This window comes from Coleofasciculus sp. H7-1 (genome assembly GCF_057473865.1).
In genome coordinates this window covers 52,237-73,728 of sequence record NZ_JBYCCT010000051.1, presented here as the reverse complement: position 1 = coordinate 73,728, position 21,492 = coordinate 52,237, and the positions used below count along the sequence as shown (strand labels likewise).

Sequence of the window (21,492 nt, the reverse complement as noted above, 5' to 3'; positions counted from 1 at the left end):
TTTTTTTTATTTATGCCTTCCTATGTTGCCGATTTCTGAAAAGGTGATATTAAAGCTTGTCCCCTTACTGCTATCAAGTTCGATAGTCCCGTCTAATTGTTCTGTAAGGGTGCATACTAACTCCAAACCCAAAGATTCAGTATTCCGGAAGTCCAAGTCTTTCGGAAAGCCGATCCCGTTGTCACTGACGCTCAAAATAAATTGATTATTGCTGCTTGAGTAAATATTAATACAAATTTTATTATCTTTACTGGGAGTTGGAAAAGCGTGTTTTAGAGAATTGGACATTAATTCATTGATAATTAGACCACAAGGAATCGCTGTATCAATGTTTAGGGTAATGTCATTAACGGTTGTTTTCAGCGTAATTGCCTGGGAGCTTGCTTTGTAGGAACGAAGCAAATTGCCTGTCAGGTCGCGGATATACTCAGCAAAGTCTATCCTAGATAGGTCTTTGGACTGATACAATTTTTCGTGAATGAGAGCCATCGATCGGATGCGATTCTGACTGTCCTTGAACATTCCCAGAACCTGGTCATCTTTGGTATAGGCAGATTGCAGCTTTAGCAGACTAGAAATAATCTGTAAATTGTTTTTGACGCGGTGGTGAATTTCCTTAAGTAGCACCTCTTTTTCTTTGAGCGATGCTTTGAGTTGCTCCTCTGCTCGTTTGCGCTCGGCGAGTTCGGCTTGTACTTGCTGATAAAGTTCAGATTGCTGGATGGCGATCGCTATCTGCGTTGACAATTGTTTGAGCAAATCAATCTCAAACTCCCGCCAACGCCTGGGTCCCGAACAGTGATAGGCGCACAGCAGTCCCCACAAATGTTCTCCTTGCAGAATCGGCACCACCAGGCTACCTCGGATATCATACAAAGCCAGGATATCGATGTGACACTGGGTTAAACCGGCGGTATAAATATCTTCCGTGACTTGAATGCGCCCTTGTTGATATGATTGGGCATAATTTTTCCCAAAGCAATTGTCTTGAATTGTGCTGTTTAGAGCAGGTTGCCAGCCGTCAGCGACAGATTCGACAACGACAGTGCCACTCAAATCTGGATTGAAACGGTAGATAATCACGCGGTCAGTTTGGAGAAATTGTCGCACTTCGGCTACTGCCGTGTTCAAAATTTCATCCAAATCGAGTGATTGATGAATGCGGAGGGCAATTGTGGTTAACAGGCGATTGCGCTCAAGCTGTTCCAACAGTTCCGCTGGGCTTTCCTGTCCTTGAGGTTCCAGGGTGTCATTGTGCGGGGGGAGGGAGGCAACTTCGGCTTCAAACTGCTTGATCGATTGCTGCAATCGCTCTACTGCTGTAGATATTTGTGTGAGATCGAGGGTTTGCAGAAAGCTGGTTTGGGTAACAATACCCAACAATTCCCTGCGATTCTCCGACACCACGACTCGCTGCACCTGCTGCTGCTGCATTTCCCAAAGGGCAACTAGCACTGAATCTGAGGGACTTAAAGACAACACGGGTGCGCTCATTACCCTAAACGCCTGTATCTGCGATAAATCCAGCCTGAGAGCCTGAAGCTCGATGATGTCCCGTTCGGTGACAATCCCCACTGGCTTCAGGAGTTTTGTTAGCGTAGCGGTGCGTAGCAGGTTTTGAGTTTTGTTAGCGTAGCGGTGCGTAGCACGTTTTAAGTTTTGACCCTTCGCTTCGCTCAAGGGCATGGTTTTGAGTTTTGTTAGCGTAGCGGTGCGTAGCACGTTTTGAATAGAACTCGACTCTGGACTTGCTTGTGTAAGCACAACACAATTAACCTGGTGTTCTGCCATTAGCTGAGCTAAACTTAGCGCCGAAGCCGTCGCTGGTGCTTGAATAACCGGGGCAGTCATCGCCTCTGTCAAAGGCTGCAATTTGATTAGCTCGTCGAGTGGCAGTGCTTGACGAATACTTTCGAGGGTGACAATGCCCACGAGTTCACTTTGAGCGTCTATAACAGGTAGGTGGCGAATTTGGTGCTGGCGCAGGATTGACAATGCTGTGAAAATATTGTTTGTGTCAGATTCAGTCAAAGCGATGCTCGGCTGCGTCATCACCGAGGCAATATTGACTTCTGCTAAATTTATTCCTGAGGCGATTACCCGGATAGCATCTGTGTGAGTAAACACTCCGATTAACTGCAACCCTTCTACCACGAGGACACTGCTAGCTCGTGCCTCGCTCATTAGCACTGCTTCTGGGGGTATCTTCATACTAGGAAGTACGCAGCTGCTTTTCGCTTTGCCCATCATGGCGATCGCATCCATCAGTGGTGTGTCAGGCGATACAGTCAAAGGACGACGATCGATGGCAGACTCTAAGCTAAGCAATCCCTTTGTTGGCATGGGTTAACCTGTATATTATTGCGGTGGGCGATCGCATACTTGCATTTGTAATTCCTCTATTGCCGAATAGATTTTGCCAAAAGCAGTTACTCCCTCACTTAGGATTCCCGCCAAGGCTGCATTAAGTATCGCATTGCCGCCTCGCAACGGTATTTATTTGACACAAATTGCCGCGCCATTTTCGGTACGAAGTTCAAAATTCACCACTCGCCGCCACCAGCACAATATTAGCGTGCAGGGAACCTGGTAAATCTTCGATTCGTCTCTAGGTTTCGCGTGCTTTTGCCTTCATTGAGCAAATTTGTGGCAGCAAGAAAACATCCCCGCCACAGTGACATCCTACATGATTAGGATGTTTTTCCAGGGCGATCGCTATTTTTATCATCTCCACCTTAGCTAGAAGCTACCCAGCCAGATAGTTAAGAGAAAACCCTTTTTACGATACCTTTTGCTAATCTTTCTAGTCCTTTTGCCAAAGGAATATTCATCTGACCCAATATCTGCACTGACAGCATCTGACAAAAGGCTGAACTCCTAATAATTGGGAAGATATATAGTGTTTAGCTGGGTTGGGGCTTAAAATCAGTCCTGCTACATTAAATCGATAAAACAGAGCCAAAAAATGAACTTAATTAAGCGCATTCCCAACATCCTGTTGCACCCCAAAAGTGAGTGGCGAGCGATCGCCACAGAAACGACCTCTAGCGCTAGATTGTATAATACTTATATTGCTCCTCTGGCAGCGATCGCTCCCATCGCTGCTGCTGTTGGTTGGGCAGTTATCGGCATCAATACCTCCAGCCTTGCCACGTCTCGGTTGCCATTAGTGCCAGCTATTTTATATGCAGGTGTTAGCTTTTTACTAACGCTATTAAGCGTATTTTTATTATCGCTAATTATTAATGCCTTCGCCCCTCAATTTTCAGCCAAGAAAGATCGGCTACAAGCTCTTAAAGTGGCTGCCTATGCCAACACACCTGCCTGGTTAGCAGGTATCCTCCGAGTCATGCCAAGTTTCACGATTTTCGCGTTTCTCGCTGGGTTGTATAGCGTATATCTGCTATATTTGGGATTGCCGATTGTAATGAAATGTCCGAAAACAAAAGCAACCGCCTACACTGCGGTAACTCTGGCGGGTGCGGTTGTACTATATGTACTTGTTATAGCGATTAGTAATCTATTTGTGATCTTTCCCAAGGCGCTTTAAAAATTGTGGGAATAGGCACAATGACAGCATTGGCAAGCTGAAAAAAATAAATATTAAACCTATTTAGATTAGGTTTTTTTTCATACTGACAAGACTGGTGTCATCCAAAATCTGAAATGTATAACCTAGTTAAACTTACCCCTTGATTGCCATAGGAAAAGGCGTAATTTATGCAAAAGGGCACCCACAAGAGGTGCCCCTACAGGAACAGGCAACGTCTTAGAAATTGTCAAAGTTAGCGATCGCGTTTTTCATCTTCTCCAACACTTCTTCTACAGGAATTACGCCCACATCGCCAGCAGCGCGGGTGCGAATACTCAGGCTATTTGATTCCAGCTCTTTCGCCCCTACCACCGCCATGACGGGGATTTTGTCCTTTTCGGCATTGCGAATCATTTTGCCCATGCGATCACCACTGGTATCGACTTCAACGCGAATACAGAGCGATCGCATCTTCTGTGCCACTTCCTGAGCAAAAGGCAACTGGGCATCGCTCACCGTCAGCAATCGCGCTTGTACTGGCGCTAACCACAGCGGGAAATCTCCCGCATACTCTTCAATCAAGATCCCGATCAGCCGTTCCAAAGAGCCAAAAGGAGCGCGGTGAATCATCACCGGACGCTTCCGGGAACCATCCTCCGCCACATACTCCAAATCAAACCGTTCTGGCAGGTTGTAATCCACTTGCACAGTCCCCAACTGCCACTCGCGGTCTAGGGCATCGCTGAAGATAAAATCCAGTTTGGGACCATAAAATGCGGCTTCGCCAATGCCTTCAAAGTAGTTCATGCCCAAGGTTTCCACGGCGCGGCGAATCGCACCTTGAGACTTCTCCCAAGCTTCATCAGAGCCAATATACTTATCAGAATCCGGATCGCGGAAACTGAGTCGCGCCTTGAAGTTTTTCAGTTGCAGACTCTTGAACACCGATAGAATCAAATCCACAACTTTAAGGAATTCGCCATCCAGCTGTTCTGGCGTCACGAATAAATGGGAATCATCCACCGTGAAACCGCGCACCCGCGTTAAGCCTCCCAGTTCCCCAGATTGCTCGTAACGGTAGACGGTGCCAAATTCCGCCAGACGCATCGGTAGTTCCCGATAGGAACGCAACTCGCTCTTATAGATTTGGATGTGGAAGGGGCAATTCATCGGCTTCAGGACGAATCCCTGTTCTATCGCCGCCGCCTGCTCATCTTCCGCCATCAGCGGGAACATATCCTCTTTGTATTTCTGCCAGTGTCCGGAAGTTTTGAATAAATCGACTCTGGCAATGTGAGGCGTCACCACCTGCTGGTATCCACGTTTAAGCTGTTCCTGCTTCAAGAAGTCTTCCAGAACACTCCGCAACACCGTTCCCTTCGGCGTCCACAGAGGTAATCCCGGTCCCACCGGATCTGAGAAAATAAATAATCCCAGTTCTTTGCCAAGCTTGCGGTGATCTCGGCGCAGCGCTTCTTGCTTGCGGCGCTTATATTCAGCCAGCTGTTCTGGCGTCTCCCAAGCCGTGGCATAAATGCGCTGGAGTTGAGCTTTCGTTTCATCCCCGCGCCAATAAGCACCAGCAACGCTTTCTAGTTCGATTGCCTTCGGGTTCAACTCACTGGTATTTTCTACATGAGGACCTGCACACAAATCCCACCATTGATCCCCCAAGTGGTAGATGGTAATTGGTTCCTCAATGTCTTCTAATATTTCTAGCTTGTAAGGCTCATTAATTGCCTTGATCCGACCTTCAGCTTCCTCGCGGCTGACTTCTTCCCGAATCACCGGCAATTTCCGATTGATGATTTTGACCATCTCTTTCTGGATAGCCTTCAAATCTTTTTCGGTAAATGGCTCTGGATTATCAAAGTCATAGTAAAAGCCGTTTTCTATCCAAGGGCCGATAGTCACCTGCGCTTTAGGAAACAGTTTTTGCACCGCCATTGCCATAACGTGGGAAGCGGTGTGACGGATTTTCTTCAACGATTCAGATTCGCTGGTACGAGGCAAATACATTTTTTCTGGCTGTTCCTGAGACGCTGGAGATTCTGAGACGCTCATCGGCGGTTCCATAAGGACGAAGAAACGGGCAATTAATTGGGTGTTACTGCCTCTATCATACCGAGGTTGTTTTTTCCTGGCGATGCTGGCGCTGCTTAAGAGAATCTAAAACATTATTACGAATTGTAAACTACGTTAAGATTAAACTAGATAGTATTCGGTTTTTGATTCATGGCTCCTTCCAACTTGCCTGAGAATGAATTGCTGAAAACGGTATTACAACCGCTGTTAGAAGATTTTCAGTATTGGTTTGCGCGATCGCGCTCTCTATTAGAAACTGAAGAAATTACTTTTTTAAGTGTCCAACAGCAATCCGACTTGCTGGATCGAGTTAAGCTTGCTCAATCTGAAGTCAGCACCGCTCAGATGCTCTTCCAAGCCACTGATGCTCAAGTTGGCATTGAAACGTCGGTTTTGATGCCGTGGCACCAGTTGGTCACTGAAGGTTGGCAGGTGGCAATGCGCTTCCACTCTGAGCAATCCACTTCCACTAACAAGTAAATCTAAGGGCGAAACATTTTTACGGAAAATCTGGGGGCAAGCATTACAGTTTCGCCACGAATGCGAAAGCCCCTATTCACGAACAACCCATTAGACTGTGCGGCTTGGAGGAAAATCGTATGTTACACCTGCTTTATCTAATTGCCTTTACCATCCTGGCGTTTCTTGCCATTGGGAATATGCTCCGCAACTTGTTAACCATCAGTAGTATGGATGCTCAACGGCGCTACCCACCAGGGATGCAGTCCCAATTTAGAGCTTCCCGCTATCCCTATGGGTCGGTACCGCACCCGGAACTATTAGATGATGCCGGGAACCCCATTAATGAACCGCTTCTGGTGATGCGTTCCATGACCGTAGAAGACGCCCGCGAACAATTGGATGCCCTCTACAAATCTTCTCCCGGCAACAATGGGGAAACCTCTGAGGAAGCATGAATCAGAGGTATTTCAAAAGTGAAATCGGATAATTTACCCGTAAAATTGGCAAGGCTTTTTAGCTTGTTCGGCGGGAATCCCCACACCATACGCTTGGTTGGTGTGGGATGAAAGCCAGGTTTGTTGAGGAGAATCCCCTGACCAATGCTGAAAGCGGAGGAAGGGGATACCGACGAAACAAACACACTCTTAGAAACGAAGGGACAGTTCTGATATACTGGTTTGCAAAGCAACATAAATGTCGCAATGATTGCAAAAACCAAGCAATCAGGATCGTGAAAACCAAGCGGTCAAAGTGGCTAGTCATGGATGTTTAAAGAATTTGGGTCTTGGGAACCAGGACTCCTGCCCTTGGAGGGAATCTAAGACCAACGGAATTGCGGAATTCTAGAGGCGGTTCCCGATGAATTGGGAAGCCCACAACGTACCGCTAGAGCGGTCGGTGTGTGGTAGTTCACTGGCAATTATCTTGACAGAGCTAGGTGGGCAGTGCCCACCCAACTTCTAAATCAAGCTTCAATTACAACCCGCAAATTGCCGCGTTTTTTGGCAACGCGACAGGCAGTGGTATTGCCGGAACGCTCAAATTCCAAATCCAGCAGGGTTGGCCCGACTCTCAAGTTTTGCAGCGCTAGACGATTAATCGACTCAGGCAAAGCGGGGTCAATTATCCGCAAGCAGTTATTGGGAGCATCAGGCACCAGATTCACCATCATTTGCAGCAACTGGAAGATACTGCCAGTTGCCCAAGCTTGAGGAGAACAAGCGACGGGATATTTGACCGTAGTGTTATCTTCTGTGCGTTCGTAGCCGCAGAAGAGTTCTGGCGGTCGTTGATAGGGTTGCTGTAAAGTCATATCAATTAAGGCTTTGGCAAGTTCCAGCGCTTGATCGATTAGACCGAGCGATCGCACCCCCATCGCCACCATTGCATTGTCGTGAGGCCAAACAGAACCGACGTGATAGCCCATCGGATTATAAGCCGGTGACAAACTACTGAGCGTGCGAATCCCCCAGCCGTTGAACATATCCGGTGCCCGTAGCCGTTCTGCCACGCTATAAGCTTTTTCCGGTGTCAGGATGCCCAAATACAGACAGTGACCGGGGTTAGAAGTAATACTGTCAACCTGCTTGCCGTCGCCATCCAAAGCCAAGGCACAGAAGTCTTCCTCTGCCATCCAAAAATCCCGATTGAAGCGATTCTTCAAATCTCTCGCCTCATCTTGCCACCTGTCCGCTAAATCAAGGCGCTTCTTCATTCGGGCAATTTCTGCCAGACGGATTTTGGCAGCATAGACATAAGCTTGCACTTCACAAAGAGCGATCGCGCCCATCGCCATCTGCCCTTTGCGATTCACAATACAGTCGCCAGAGTCTTTCCACCCCTGATTCGCCAGACCCCGCTTAGATTGGCGTTGGTAGCTGAGGTAGCCAGTTTCCTTGCTGTTGCGGTCAATCCAATCCATAGCCCCCAAAGCATTAGGCCACAGTAGCTCCAGGGTTTCCCGATCCGCTGTCCAGGCAAAGTGTTCCGCATACAGCATTAACCACAGCGGTGTCGCATCTACGGTGCCGTAATAAGGCGTATGGGGAATTTCTTCACAACGAGCCATTTCACCCAAACGCAGCTCGTGCAAAATCTTCCCAGGCTGCTCATCGCGCCACTCATTCTCTGTCTTCCCTTGGTATTCAGCCAAGACAGTTAGGGTTTCGCGGGCAATTGTCGGGTCGAGCATCAGCGTTTGCGACGCCGCAATAATCGAGTCGCGCCCAAACAGCGTCGAAAACCAAGGCACCCCAGCGGAGAGTACCTTGCCTTTGCCAAAAGACTGGCGCAGTAAATAAGTATCCTGCTCGGCTCGCTCGATCGCTCGATTAAACGTGTTTTTGTCTGAGCGAATTCCGGTTACGTGTTGACGCCACTCTTGCTGCTCCGATAACTCTGCGGCTCTAGCCTGTACCAACGTTACTGGGACAGATACCCTAGAAGTGGGACGGTTATTGGTACGCATTTGCAGCCGATAGCCCAGTTTTTGGGTTTCGTGGGAATCCATCTCTAGCTGCCAAACCGCCGTATAACCGCTGAGAGTGTCTGGCTGGCGATGAACAAACTCAATGTGAGATTCCATTACAGAGCCATCCAGCCCTTGATAAGCGAGCGTCATTTCTTGCTTTTCTGGTTCTGCGGCTTGACATTTAGGCACGGCTCGTAAAAGCTGTCCCTTGTTTTTTCGACCATATCCCCGGACTACAAATAAGTCCACAAAATCCGCATCAAAGCTGAGACTAAGTTGAAAGCGAATGGAACTGGTGCTGTAGTTGGAAACTGTTAATTCTTCAAACAGCGCTCCATTTAGGACAATTTCCCGGTTAATTCCGATGGTGTCGGCTCTCAGGGGCGCAAAGTCAAAAATTGCCCCGCCGTCTATTTGCGCCTCTGGCTCTAATTTATCGCCTCCCTCTAATCGCTCTCCTCCATCCATGCTGGGATTGGTACACAGAACGGAAAGGGCAAATCCTTTGTCAGCTGTGCTACTGAGCAAGACGGGGGGGCGTCCGTTAATTTGCAGTTCCAGGCGACTGAGGAACCGCGTATCGGCACAGAACAGCCCCATGCTGGCATTCATGTCATCGCCTAAACACCCAGCAATGTTGCCTAGGGTGTCGGTGACTAAAAACAGGTCATTATCTTTAATCGTGAGAGTCGGTTGGGGGCGATCGCCAAGAACGCAAGCCCACTCAGGAATGGGCAGCTCTTGTGCGGGAACAAAGGTTTTTCCGTCCAGTTCAAGAATATCCGGTGCCATGAATCAGGTTTCTGCTCAAGAATACAGGGTCTTTGTGAGGCTTTGATGGGGGTCACACAATCTAATTTAAAACCTTACCTATCGCTACTGATATTCAGTAGGGGATCGAGGTTCCGACAAATGTGACCTTATTTATACTTCTACAAATCTAATCACCGATCCGCTCTATTGTTCGGAGAGAACAAAATTTCCGATTTTTTTCCAGCTCTCCGGCTGCGGACGGATTTTTCCTTCGCTCAACCTGGTCAATCGTGCCCTTTGCCGGGATGACGGCGTTAAAAGGAAATTCAACAATACACCCTGCATTATATAGTACGCTCTATTTAAAGGATTATGTTGCACAATTTCCTGGCTTAAAAGTTTCTGCGATCGAGCAGCATCTCGTATAATAGGTTGCTCTAAAAATTAAGGAGGTTCGCATCTGATGGGAGTAGAGGCGCTGGAAATAGAAGCATTACAAATACTGGTAGAGTCGCTGATCTCCTATAAAGGACGGCTGGTTGGAACTCCAGCAGCTCATACTTACAAAAGAGATAAAAATGAAATTAATATCCAGAAAAAAGTTAGTAAAGATACGCTTAATTATGACCAAGTTTTTATCCGAGATTTTGTTCCTGTAGCACTTTTATTTTTGGTTAAAGGTGAATTTTCTATTCAACTTGATGACAAAAAAGAAGTAACAATCAACGGCAAGGAAATAGTCAAAAACTTTCTAGAAGTAACCTTAGAACTACACCAGCAAGAAAGAACTGAAACTTTTTTGAATACGGGTCGAGTTTTAATGCCAGCCAGCTTCAAAATTCTTAAGAATAAGAAGGGAAAAGAACACCTAGAACCCGATTTTGGTCAGCACGCGATCGCTAGAGTCACGCCAGTTGATTCCAGTCTCTGGTGGATTATCCTGTTGCGGGCTTATTGGAAAGCAACGGGAAACACCTCTTTAGTCCATCAAGTCGACTTCCAAGAAGCAATCCGGTTAATTCTGGAACTCTGCTTTAGCGATCGCTTCGATCGAGAACCCACTCTCTTAGTTCCCGATGGAGCTTGTATGATTGACCGTCGGATGGGCATCTATGGATACCCTCTAGAAATCCAAGTTCTATTCTACGCTGCCTTGCGTGCTGCTGATGAGCTACTCGATCGCAAAAATCACAACAATAAAGATATTCTCTCAGCGGTACAGAAACGATTGGGTTCTCTGGCTAACCATATTCGGACTGAGTATTGGATGGATATGGATCGTTTAAATCAAACCTATCAGTACAATGTTGAAGAATATGGGGCAACTGCTATCAACAAATACAATATCTATGCCGCATCCATTCCTTATGCTAATTTAGACGATTGGCTGCCAGAAGACGGGGGTTATTTAGTCGGGAATATTGGCCCATCGCAGATGGATTTCCGATTCTTTTCGGTGGGTAACTTGATGGCAATTGTTTGTTCCTTAGTTACCAAGCCTCAGTCCGAAAAAATTATGAATCTTATCGAAAAACGAGATAAAGAGCTAATTGGACAAATGCCTTTTAAAATCTCTTACGCAGCCATAGAAGACGAAGACTGGAGAATTTTGACAGGTTGCGATCCTAAAAATAGTCCTTGGTCATATCACAATGGGGGCAGTTGGCCCGTTTTGATGTGGATGTGGGCAGCCGCTGCTCGAAAAGTGGGTCAAGAAGCAAAAGAAGAGGAATATATACAGTTCGCCAAAGCAGCAATTGAAAAAGCTGGAAAACGTTTGCAAAAAGAAGAGTGGCCTGAATATTATGATGGGAAAAGCGGTCACTTGATTGGCAGGGAAGCGAGAAGGCATCAAACCTGGACTTGTGCCGGGTATTTATTAGCAAAAGAATTGATGACGCCCTCTGGTTTAGATCCCCTAGAATTAATCAAATTTAAGGAAAAAACTTATCCCAAAAATTAGCAATTTCCTAGTTTTTTCCTCATTCCGGATTCCCCAGCAGTGCCATTTGGTAAGCTCGTTCATACTCATCCACCATCGTCTTGACGCTAAAGCGACTCAAAACGTAGTCTCGGCACGTCTGGCGGTTTAAGGTCATTGCCTCTGGAACTGCGTCAATCATTTCTTGCAGAGAGTGGCAAACAAATCCACTCTTGCCATGCGCGATGACTTCTGGCACCGAACCCATCGCCATTCCAACCACCGGCGTCCCCGTTGCCATCGATTCAATCATTACCAAGCCAAATGGTTCGCGCCAGGTAATCGGGAACAGCGTCACTGTGGCACCTCCTAGTAACTGCACCTTTTCTTCGTGAGAAACTTCACCCAGATACTGGATTTGTTCGCCATCAATCAATGGTTTTATCTGTTCCTGGAAATAAACCTTGTCCACTGAGTCAACCTTACCAGCCATTTTCAAAGGATAGCCGCTGGCACGAGCAATTTTTATCGCTCCTTCCGGACCTTTTTCTGGGGAGATGCGCCCCACAAAGGCTAGATATGGCGGTTCAACTGCTTTTTCCTGGAAGGAATATACCACTGGGTCAATGCCGTTGTAGACCGTATGGATGTAATTTAAACCGAGTCGGGGTTCCCTCTGAGCTTCACTGATACTGATATAAGGCTCCCATGCAAATTGCCGGAATAGTTTCTCATTATCCGGTGTAAAAATGCCGTGTGTAGTGTGTACGGTTGGCGTCTTCACAAAAGTAGTATAGGGCAGAGCTGCACAGCCGATGTGGGAGTGAATAATATCAAAGTGATGCGCCTGTTGATAGACCTGAGAGAGCATCATTAACTCATAAAGTCCATGCTCTTTAATCTTTGGATCTAGGCGCAGCGCTTGGTTATGCACTGACTTGAGCTGAGCTTTTGTAATCGAGTCGCCAGAGGCGAATAATGTTACCTGATGACCGCGCCGAACTAATTCATCAGTTAATAAACTGACAATTAGTTCAATTCCGCCGTAGCGCAAAGGTGGCACTTGTTCCCACAGTGGCGCAATTTGGGCAATTCTCATAGGATAAACTGGAAGATGACAATCTTAAAAATTTTAGCTTAGTTTGCTCCGTTTAGAAACTAGATGCTTCTCCCGTTAGCGATATTTGTTGCGAATCGCATTGCGGATACTCCAGTACAAGTTACTCCACTCTTCTACGAAAGTTTTAAGCATTAGAAAGGCGAAGGCTATAATTCCTACTGTAATAGCAGCTGTTTTCAAAATGCTTATCTGGGCACCCGCTACTTTAAATATTCCCGCACAGACTAGAGCAATTATTACTCCAATTATTAGTGACTTTGCCGTTTTCAAAAGAATGGCTAGAATCACCATTAATATAGATTCTAATCCTGAAATCAAGACACTCATTGCTCTAACTAACTCTTTTCCATAATTTAAAAGTAACCAACTACTAATACCTAAAGCTGCACAAATTAGAATAACATTAAGTATCACCATTACCTTGCCATGATTACTTCTTAACTAAACATACTATGCTTGACTAAGGCTGAGAATGAAGAAAATACCTAAAAATTCCGAACTTCGACTAGCATTTAGCTAAAAACACATAGAAACTGAGGATTTACCTCACTATAGCAATCCTATTTTAGTTGTGAGATGCCAGCCCTTCAGATCCCCGACTTCTCTTACGAAGTCGGGGATCTCGCCTTCACGAATCATTTAGGACTGCTATATATCTATAAAATTGTCGTGGTTTTTCAGTTTTAAACGAGAGGCGATCGCTACCTTGGCAGCTGAGCTAGCAGTCATTTATGCAGAAGTAGAAAGGGGCTGATGTGTTTGAGCATTCTGGGGACGCTGACTGGTTACAACCATCCGCATCGTTGCTGGGGGTGCTAAGGTAACGCCACGACGGACAGGTTTAACGGGACGTTTATCAGTTAGAGCCAGTTGATAACGAGAGAGGATCGTAGCCAGTACCAATTTCATTTCAAACAAGGCAAATGCCATGCCGATACAGCGACGGTTGCTGCCACCAAAGGGCAAATATTCATAAGGAGAAAATTGCCGTTCCAGAAAGCGTTCTGGCTTGAAACAATTTGCTTGGGGGTAGATATCCTCGCGGTGATGGAGCAGATAAATACAGGCAGTAAGCACTGTACCGGCATCAAATTGATAGTCCATCAGCTGCACTGGCGATCGCGCAATTCGACCGAAAGTAAATATCGCCACTGGGTAAATTCGCAACGTTTCCGAGCAAACAGCGTTGAGGTAGGGAAGTTTAGAAATGGCGCTGACATCTGAAACATCCCCAACACTATCCAGCTCCTGAAGAAGCTTGTCATGTACCTCTGGTTGACGGTGTATCCAATACAACGCCCAAGCGATCGCTGAAGCTGTGGTTTCGTGACCCGCAAACAGGAGGGTCATTAACTCATCGCGCAATTCCTCATCGGTCATCGGTTGCCCGTCAGCATCCCGCGCCGACATCAGCAGCGTCAGGATATCTGCCCGATCCGGCTCGAATTGCTCCCGGCGTTGCTGAATCTCAGCGTAAATGAGTTGATCAATTTGCTGTCGTTGGCGAAGAAAATTTCCCCAAGGACTCCAAGAACCCAAATCTCGTTGGAGTGATGGAAAAAACAGGACGGCGGACGAGAGGGGAGAACTCACCGCATCCAGCATCGAAGTGAGGAGTTCCTTGAGTTGCTGGAAACGCTGACCCTCATTGATGCCAAAGACAGCGGCTAAGATGGTTTGCAGAGAAATCTCTTGCGTGGTAGCCCGAATTGGGAAGGGTTTGCCAATCGTCAGCCGACTCATGACTTCCTCGGTAATGTCACAAATCAACTTGCCGTAAGCTCGCATTCGTTCCCCGTGAAAGGGGGGTGTCAATAGCTGTCGCTGGCGCTGGTGGCGATCGCCATCCAGTAATACCAGAGATTGGTCGCCCAGAAAAGGTTGTAAAATCTTATTCCCACTACCGCTGTTAAACTGTCTGGGATCTGCCGTTAACAGCTCCTCAATTCCTTGCGGGTGAGTTATGAGTACATACGGGGGAAAGCGACCCCAGCGGGCTGTGAAGCAGTCACCATAAGCTTTAACAGATGTTTCTAGGTACTGCACAGGCTGGGAAATCCATTGGAGTAGTTGCAGGAATTTTGGCGTCTGCGGCCCATCAGGCAGTGTCATGGCGTTTTTCCTTTTATCGATCGCAAAACTAAGCTAGCAGAGGCAGGGGTGCGATCGCTGCAATCTGAGGCGAAAACTTTCCACTACAAGATAATTTGGCGTCAGCGTTTAGAGGACAGTTTCAAAGAGTGAGATCCTCAGCCTTCAGTCGTAAAAGTAGATAAATCGCATCCTGTCTAAAATCTAGCCGGGTGATGATTTGGCGTTTTCAGCAAGTCAGTAAAGTACTGAGGGTACTCTTTTCAAATATGCGATCGCTAAGTCTATGCTCCAAGTCCTATTCCCTCCTGTATCTATTTATATTCTTAACCTGCTGGTTATTGGTCTACTCCTGCTGATGGTTACTTTGGGATCGAGCTGGATTAAACGATTACCCCTCTCCTATGCCATCATTTACCTGCTCGTGGGTATCTTCTTAGGGCAATACGGGCTTAAGTTAATTCACATACGACCTGATGCCGAGTTTCTGGAACGACTGACGGAATTTGTGGTGATTGTCTCCGTCTTTGGCTGCGGTCTGAAGATGAATCGCCCACTCAGATTAAGGGCTTGGAATACAACGGTGCGGTTGATTGGATTTCTGATGCCGATTTCAATTTTTGCGATCGCTGCTGTTGGTCATTGGTTTTTAAAAATGGATTGGGGGCCAGCTATTTTACTCGGTGCAATTCTCGCGCCAACCGATCCCGTCTTGGCTTCAGAAGTTCAGATGGGGGATATAAAAGATAAAGATGAGCTGCGCTTTGGTTTGACTTCGGAAGGCGGTTTAAACGATGCGCTAGCTTTTCCGTTTGTTTATTTCGGGATTCACGCCTTAAAAGATAACAACTGGGATAACTGGTTTAAACAATGGGTGGCGGTTGATTTACTTTGGGCGATCGCAGCTGGCATCGTCATGGGAATTATCGCCGCAAAAATCGTTGTTTGGATCGACCAGCAACTGCAACGTTTCCGACCTGTCGATGAATTGATGGAGGATTTTGTTGCTCTGAGTACGATTTTGATCGCCTATTCCTTGACAGAAATTGTCAACGGCTATGGCTTTTTGGCGGTTTTTGTGGCTGGAGTATTCGTTCAGCGGAGTTACCAAGATCCAGAAAAGAAAATTTCTCAATTTGAATTCACCGAACAACTTGAGAAACTACTGGAAGTCGCGACAATTTTGCTCTTAGGAACGCTATTGCGATATGAGCCGATTCGCCAGTTTGGTGGTCAAGGCATCTTGGTGGCAGTCTTGTTGATTTTTTTGATTCGACCTTTGGGAGTTTGGATTAGCCTGCTCGGTCGTCGCTATCCCCCTGAAACCCGCTGGTTGTTTGGCTGGTTTGGCATTCGTGGTGTTGGTTCTTTATATTATCTTTCCTATGCCTTTGGCGAAGGTTTAAAAGATAGTTTGGGCGAACAGATTGCCTGGATTACTTACATCGTCATCGTGATTTCTGTATTTTTGCATGGGGTTAGTGCCACTCCTTTGATGAATTGGTACGAACACAATATCAAGAAAATAGGTAGGAAACAGAAACAAAAGGTTACTGCTGATTCTTGATAAGCCGTCAGACTGAATGCTGCTATAGCAATCCTAAATGATTTGCACTCTCCCTGTAGAGACGCGATGAATCGCGTCTCTACACTAAGGCGAATACTCGCGACTCGCGCACAACTTAAATAGGATTGCTATATACAAACAATTAGCCCACGCAGGCTAATTGTTTGTATTTGAGTAAGCGTAGGGAATGGTTGACTCACCTCTTGCATCAGTTGGATAGACTACCTAAAAAGGGTGTATTCATAAGTAGTTGCTTGAGGCTGAAAGGTGACACAATGGAGTGATTTCTGCCTGTGCAGTTCATTCGGCTGCAAAACCAAATTCAAGTTTTCCACAGCACCTTATTACTTATCAGACCTCGTTGCTTACAATCCTTTTGTAATGTTCCACCGTCGGAAATGGCTCGTAAAAATGGTGTAATAGCTGACACCATTTCTGATACTCCGGTGATTGTCGGAAACCAAGCGTGTGGTCTTCCAGTTTCGCCCAACGCACTAGCAAAATGTATTGGTTTTCAACTTCCAAACACCGATGTAGCTCATGGCTAATGTAGCCAGACATTGAGGAAATGATTGATGATGCTGTCGCGAAGGCTGCTTCAAATTCAGCAGCTATTCCAGGTTTAACCTTGAGAATTGCAACTTCCAGAATCATGCTTTAATTTCCAGCATTCTACTTTTTTATACCATACTTGACAACTGGTCAACATATAGCAATCCTATTTCAGATGTGAGATGCCAGCCCTTCAGATACCCGACTTCGTAAGAGTTGCCCTAGGAGTTCGCTTTTACGGATCATTTTGGAAACAATTTATTACCGATTACCAAATCCAAGGGTTTACAATTTAATTCGGCTTGTTGTTTAAGAATTGGTTGGGTTTTGCTTTAGCTTAACTACAATTATCGGAAAAATAATTGCTAATAGTAAAACCACAATTACTAAATATTCCTAAATCCCATGACTTTTGCCAATTACCCAATGACGGCGGAAGAAACGCGAAAGCGATGATTCTTCTAGGGACAAATAAATTGGACGACCGTGGGGACAGGTGCGAGGATGACGAGTTCGCTGCCATTGCTCTAAGAGAGTTTGCATCTGGAGCAAGCCGAGAGGAGTCCCGTTGCGGATGGCGGTGCGGCAGGCGATCGCTACTTGAGCGGCTTGCAAATCTCCACCCAAGCTGAGTTCCACGAGGGCATCTGCACAATCTTCTCGCTCTCGCAAGGGTGCGGGTGCCGTGCGAATCGCCCACAGTTGCTCGCCAAAAGGTTCAATATCTAAGTTGATATGTTCGAGTTGCTGAATCTGAGCGGCAGAGAGATGATTCAAGATGACGGGGGGTTCTAGGGGGACGAGTTGCCAAGCGTGGCACAACTGCTCGTACAAAACCCGTTCGTGGGCAATGTGCTGCTCCACCAACCACACCCCAGCCGGATGCTCTGCCACAATGTAGGTGTTGTGAACCTGGGCAACAGCTCGGAGTTCCATCAATCCGATCTCATCCGGTTTCTTTGCCTGAGTATCCGTTGGTTGCGATTGAAGGGAACGATTGACGCTGTAGGCACTTTTCGCTTCCGCTGCTTTGATGAGGCGGCTGACTCGCTCTGGGGTTTTTTCCAGAATCGTCCCCACATTTAGACGCAAGGCTTGCTCAATGGCTGATGTCACCTGCTCTTGCCAGTAATTGAGCTGGTTTAAGTAAATTTCTGTCTTGGCGGGATGGCGGTTCCAGTCTATTTGACTGGCACAGATGAAAAGATGGAGAAAACAGATCGGGTAGCGATCGCGCGGCAGAGTTCGCATTAAAGCGCCCAGGATCGTTTGCTCCAGTTCCGGCGACTTTACGTGCCGTCCATTCATTGCTACCCGCACCCAATCGGGACGGCGGCGATGGCATCTGTCTGGCAAGCCGAGTACCACCGTCAGGGTTGAGTTTTGAGTGGAGTTGCATTCTCCCCCACTTCCCGGCGCGTCGGCTCCTGTTTTTTCTGGAAGCGTTGGCACTTCCACCGTCAGATGCTGCAAATCACTCGGTCGGATTTCCCGGAGAATTTGAGGCAAAATCTGTTGCGCTGTCTTCCCAGGACTAATGGTGAACCATTGGCGGTCATTTTGCTGAACCTGCCAGGTGACATGAGGATGACAAAGCGCGATTTGCTGAATAGTCGCTTGCACTGCTCTGAGTTGTTGGGCGACGGAAGGCATTCCCTGACGCCGCGCCAACCAGTTGCCAAACAGATTAGAGACGGTGACAACGGTGCCGGGAGCGATCGCCACTGTCTCCACTTGCATGGATTCCCCGACTGAGTTATAAGCCACTCGCCAACCCTCACAACTTCCAGCAGAACGGCTAAAAATCTCCAATTCTGCTAAAGCTGCCAAACTGTGCAACGCCTCTCCCCGAAATCCCAGACTGCTAATTTTCCACAAGTCTTCCAAGGCGCGAATTTTGCTGGTGCTGTGGGCAGTTGCAGCTTGTTTCAGGTCTACCAAACCCATGCCGCAGCCATTGTCTGCTACTCGCACCCGCCACTGTTCCGGCGATAGGGAGACGCTGATGCGCGTTGCACCAGCGTCTAGGGCATTTTCCGCTAATTCCCGCACCACAGCAACCAGAGAGTCAATGACCTCTCCAGCGGCGATCAGATTGACTACCTCTGTCGGTAGAGTTTGAATACTAGATACCATGAGATCCAGTTTAGTTTAGGCAAGAGTCACTGTTTATTTGCAGCAATTTTGCCGGAAATATTTGTCGATAGGGATAGGAATTTTAACACTTTACTCTGCCTAAAGAAGGATTAATTAAATGTTCTTTCTAGAGAAAGAGAAGTTAAATATCAATTTTTGATTAAATTTCCTATGAACAGATCAATTAGAGTTTTTTTATGAGTGACATTCAAAACAACATTGAAGGCGCTAAAGACAAAGTGACAAACAGCGTTGAAGGCGCTATCGATAAGGTTTCAGAGAGCGTTTCCAAGGTAAAACAAGCCATTCCAGACATTACTCCCACCCCACCGGAAATGAAAACGCAGTCCAGCGTTAATGACCTCAAATCCCGTCTGGAATGGGGCGAACCAGCTTTAACAATTCTTGATGTGCGCGATCGCGGCGCATTCAACGACGGACACATCATGGGAGCCATGCCCATGCCGATGGATGAATTAGTAGAGCGCGCTAAAGCTAGCCTTCAGCCCGCCCGCGATATCTACGTCTATGGCGACAGTGACACCGAAACCTCTAGCGCGGCTTCCGAACTCCGCTCGGCTGGGTTCCATTCCGTGGCTGAACTCAAAGGCGGTCTTCCCGCATGGAAAGCCATCGGCGGTCCTACAGAAGGGGCTTCAGAATCCCAAAATCCCCCAGGAGCAGCGGGATACAATCCCGTCTCCGCAACAAAAAATCAGCTACAAAAGTAGATTTAGCGAGTTGTCAGACGGCTGAGTGTTGTCCAATAGTGAGCCGCTTCCCACGGGTTAAACCTCAAAGCCTCGATGTCACCCAATTTTATCGGCTGTTGTGGCATGGGTGGTCTGATCCCTAGCGCGGCAATAACTTGGTACCCTACAGCTCTTGCCAGCATTGGCGGCACGGCGTTTCCAATTTGTCGAAACCCGTGCCATTTTGTTGTATGGAAGCGGAACCAGTCAGGAAAAGAGTGCAGTCGCGCCGCCTCGCGTACCGAAATCACTCTAGGATAAGTTGGATGAATCGGACGGGGAGAGGTGTAGCGACCGCATCCAGAACCCGTACCGGCTCGTAAGGTATGGGACAGATGATCCCAATTCAACCGTCGAAAGCGACTCACCGATTCTAGTTGTCCGGGCAGTGTTTTATCGAACCGTTCAATCGAAGTTGCCGTGTGTTGGGTTCGCAGAGAGCTAGTTAATAGATGAGGATTGACAAGCCTGGGATAGGCGAAATTATTCGGTTCGGGTGCGATACTGATTAAGTGCAGTGCATAGATGCTGGCTAATGTCTGCATCTGCTCTAGTTGTGCAGGCTGTAGCAGGACTTCATCGGTTGTCAGGAGTTCGGGAAAATCATCTAGATTGGGGAGATCGGCGATCGCATCCTTCACTGTCACTCTAAAAGATAAAGCGTGCAGGATAAAAGGATTTTTCTTCTTGCCTCTTTTCTTTGGCAAGGAAGTATCGGGGGTTATCTCAACGTGCTTACCTGCGACTAAAGGATAGGACAAAGGCACTTCCCCCGCACGAGTTCCCAATAAAAACAGCCTTTTCCGATTCTGCGGCACCCCAAAATCTGCCGCGTTCAACACCTGCACGGGTTCGGTGATGTGGTATTGAACTGATTTAAACTCACTCTTGAGTCGCTCCAGATAAATCGCGTGTTCTTTCTGAGCAATGCCGGGTACGTTCTCCATGAGAAAGTAACGGGGTTGCAGTTCAATGACTAAGCGGCAAAAATGCAACACTAGGTCGTTGCGCTCATCGTCGAGACGCCGCTTGCCCATTAAAGAGAACCCTTGACAAGGTGGTCCCCCAATTGCTAAATCAATTTCACCATTCCAGGCAGGTGCGGGTGGGGAAACCCCAACCCAACCCTTGTGCAATGCCCATCTCTGTACCGCCTTTCTAATCGCCTCACCGGATAGCGTCCTCGCATCTGCACACAAAACCTCGGTATGGGGAAAGTTAAAGGCGTGAACGGCTGCGTGAACGGGGTCAACCTCAACTGCCACCGCTACATCAAACCCAGCCTGCTCAATCCCCAGAGAAAATCCACCCGCACCCGCAAATAAATCGACCGCAACCGGACGGCGATAGAAATGAACCATCCCCATACAGGTGTTCTGACTTGGTAGGGAATTTGTATTCTATCGTCAGTCTCTTTCATCGAAAAAATTTTTCCAGTCTCTTGACGGCTTTGTATTATATTTGTAGTATATAAGAGTATCTAATTTTGAAGCCATCTGCTAGTAGCTCTGGAAGCGCAACCTACGCTTTTAGGCGACCTGATTTTATATCAAAAAGCAGACTGCGCTTATATTTTTCCGCTCCGCGCCCGGATGAGTGAAGCATACACACATAAGGGTTCTGGTTGTCGTGGGTTCAAATCCCATTATCTCCATTTGGAGATATAGCTCAGTGGTAGAGCATCAGAAAAAGTGAAACGGCAAAGCCCGACTTGCGCGGAGCTTATAATTTCCAATTCTTCAAGCGTTCACCTCGTATCCAAACCGAGAAAGCATCTTCGCTTCTGTCCGCCAGAGACTGAAGTCTCACAGCTTAAACTCAAGTCCGTTGAAACGGACTCAAGAAAATGATTATTAGTCGGTTTTAACCGACTTTAGCTATTAGCCAGGGGTTTAAACCTCTGGCTGGCGGACTGGCGGACTCTCAAGAAAATGATTATTAGTCGGTTTTAACCGACTTTAGCTATTAGCCAGGGGTTTAAACCTCTGGCTGGCGGACTGGCGGACTCTCAAGAAAATGATTATTAGTCGGTTTTAACCGACTTTAGCTAT

15 protein-coding genes are annotated in these 21,492 nt (G+C 47.1%); 6 read left to right on the top strand and 9 right to left on the bottom strand.

Annotated elements, in window-relative coordinates:
• Nucleotides 1-6 precede the first annotated feature (6 nt).
• Nucleotides 7-2,343 (bottom strand): CBS domain-containing protein, encoded by a 2,337-nt coding sequence (locus AC2VDX_RS12505; protein WP_378180545.1) that lies wholly within the window; start codon nt 2,341-2,343, stop codon nt 7-9.
• Nucleotides 2,344-2,965: 622 nt separating this feature from the next.
• Here AC2VDX_RS12505 and AC2VDX_RS12500 point away from each other — a divergent pair.
• The gene (locus tag AC2VDX_RS12500; RefSeq protein ID WP_378180542.1) at nt 2,966-3,550 is read left to right on the top strand and encodes a Yip1 family protein; all 585 of its coding nucleotides are present in this window, start codon (nt 2,966-2,968) and stop codon (nt 3,548-3,550) included.
• Between the two features lie 219 nt (nt 3,551-3,769).
• On the opposite strand, the gene thrS is transcribed toward AC2VDX_RS12500, so the two are convergent.
• On the bottom strand, nt 3,770-5,596 hold the full coding sequence (thrS, locus tag AC2VDX_RS12495) for a threonine--tRNA ligase (RefSeq protein WP_378180539.1): 1,827 nt from the start codon (nt 5,594-5,596) through the stop codon (nt 3,770-3,772).
• 171 nt (nt 5,597-5,767) lie between these two features.
• Between thrS and AC2VDX_RS12490 the strand changes: the two genes are divergently transcribed.
• Together AC2VDX_RS12490 and AC2VDX_RS12485 are read left to right on the top strand one after the other, a co-directional pair.
• On the top strand, nt 5,768-6,097 hold the full coding sequence (locus tag AC2VDX_RS12490) for a DUF2605 domain-containing protein (RefSeq protein ID WP_378180536.1): 330 nt from the start codon (nt 5,768-5,770) through the stop codon (nt 6,095-6,097).
• 119 nt (nt 6,098-6,216) lie between these two features.
• Entirely contained in the window at nt 6,217-6,534 is a 318-nt protein-coding gene (locus AC2VDX_RS12485) for a DUF2973 domain-containing protein (RefSeq protein WP_378180533.1), read from the top strand.
• Between the two features lie 509 nt (nt 6,535-7,043).
• Here AC2VDX_RS12485 and AC2VDX_RS12480 read toward each other — a convergent pair.
• Nucleotides 7,044-9,341, bottom strand: coding sequence for an amylo-alpha-1,6-glucosidase (locus tag AC2VDX_RS12480; protein WP_378180530.1), 2,298 nt, complete (start codon nt 9,339-9,341; stop codon nt 7,044-7,046).
• 424 nt (nt 9,342-9,765) lie between these two features.
• Here AC2VDX_RS12480 and AC2VDX_RS12475 point away from each other — a divergent pair, with 424 nt between their 5' ends.
• On the top strand, nt 9,766-11,265 hold the full coding sequence (locus tag AC2VDX_RS12475; RefSeq protein ID WP_378180525.1) for a glycoside hydrolase 100 family protein: 1,500 nt from the start codon (nt 9,766-9,768) through the stop codon (nt 11,263-11,265).
• A 19-nt stretch (nt 11,266-11,284) separates the two neighbouring features.
• Here AC2VDX_RS12475 and AC2VDX_RS12470 read toward each other — a convergent pair whose 3' ends face one another.
• The 3 genes from AC2VDX_RS12470 to AC2VDX_RS12460 form a co-directional block, all read right to left on the bottom strand.
• Nucleotides 11,285-12,322: a glycosyltransferase family 4 protein gene (locus tag AC2VDX_RS12470; RefSeq protein WP_378180523.1), complete on the bottom strand. Its 1,038-nt coding sequence runs from the start codon at nt 12,320-12,322 to the stop codon at nt 11,285-11,287.
• Nucleotides 12,323-12,397: 75 nt separating this feature from the next.
• Nucleotides 12,398-12,760 carry a hypothetical protein gene (locus AC2VDX_RS12465; protein WP_378180520.1) on the bottom strand — a complete coding sequence of 121 codons (363 nt, stop codon included), beginning with the start codon at nt 12,758-12,760 and terminating at the stop codon, nt 12,398-12,400.
• A gap of 312 nt (nt 12,761-13,072) precedes the next feature.
• Nucleotides 13,073-14,455 carry a cytochrome P450 gene (locus tag AC2VDX_RS12460; RefSeq protein ID WP_378180517.1) on the bottom strand — a complete coding sequence of 461 codons (1,383 nt, stop codon included), beginning with the start codon at nt 14,453-14,455 and terminating at the stop codon, nt 13,073-13,075.
• A 265-nt stretch (nt 14,456-14,720) separates the two neighbouring features.
• Between AC2VDX_RS12460 and AC2VDX_RS12455 the strand changes: the two genes are divergently transcribed.
• Nucleotides 14,721-16,001: a cation:proton antiporter gene (locus AC2VDX_RS12455; RefSeq protein ID WP_378180514.1), complete on the top strand. Its 1,281-nt coding sequence runs from the start codon at nt 14,721-14,723 to the stop codon at nt 15,999-16,001.
• Nucleotides 16,002-16,352: 351 nt separating this feature from the next.
• Here the strand turns inward: AC2VDX_RS12455 and AC2VDX_RS12450 are convergent, their stop codons facing one another.
• Nucleotides 16,353-16,655: an antibiotic biosynthesis monooxygenase family protein gene (locus AC2VDX_RS12450; RefSeq protein WP_378180511.1), complete on the bottom strand. Its 303-nt coding sequence runs from the start codon at nt 16,653-16,655 to the stop codon at nt 16,353-16,355.
• A 294-nt stretch (nt 16,656-16,949) separates the two neighbouring features.
• Nucleotides 16,950-18,689: a DNA mismatch repair endonuclease MutL gene (gene mutL / locus AC2VDX_RS12445; protein WP_378180508.1), complete on the bottom strand. Its 1,740-nt coding sequence runs from the start codon at nt 18,687-18,689 to the stop codon at nt 16,950-16,952.
• Nucleotides 18,690-18,886: 197 nt separating this feature from the next.
• Here mutL and AC2VDX_RS12440 point away from each other — a divergent pair, with 197 nt between their 5' ends.
• Nucleotides 18,887-19,420, top strand: a complete 534-nt coding sequence (locus AC2VDX_RS12440; RefSeq protein ID WP_378180505.1) for a rhodanese-like domain-containing protein — start codon at nt 18,887-18,889, stop codon at nt 19,418-19,420.
• 2 nt (nt 19,421-19,422) lie between these two features.
• On the opposite strand, the gene AC2VDX_RS12435 is transcribed toward AC2VDX_RS12440, so the two are convergent.
• Nucleotides 19,423-20,808 carry a DNA cytosine methyltransferase gene (locus tag AC2VDX_RS12435; RefSeq protein ID WP_486928168.1) on the bottom strand — a complete coding sequence of 462 codons (1,386 nt, stop codon included), beginning with the start codon at nt 20,806-20,808 and terminating at the stop codon, nt 19,423-19,425.
• Nucleotides 20,809-21,492 lie beyond the last annotated feature (684 nt).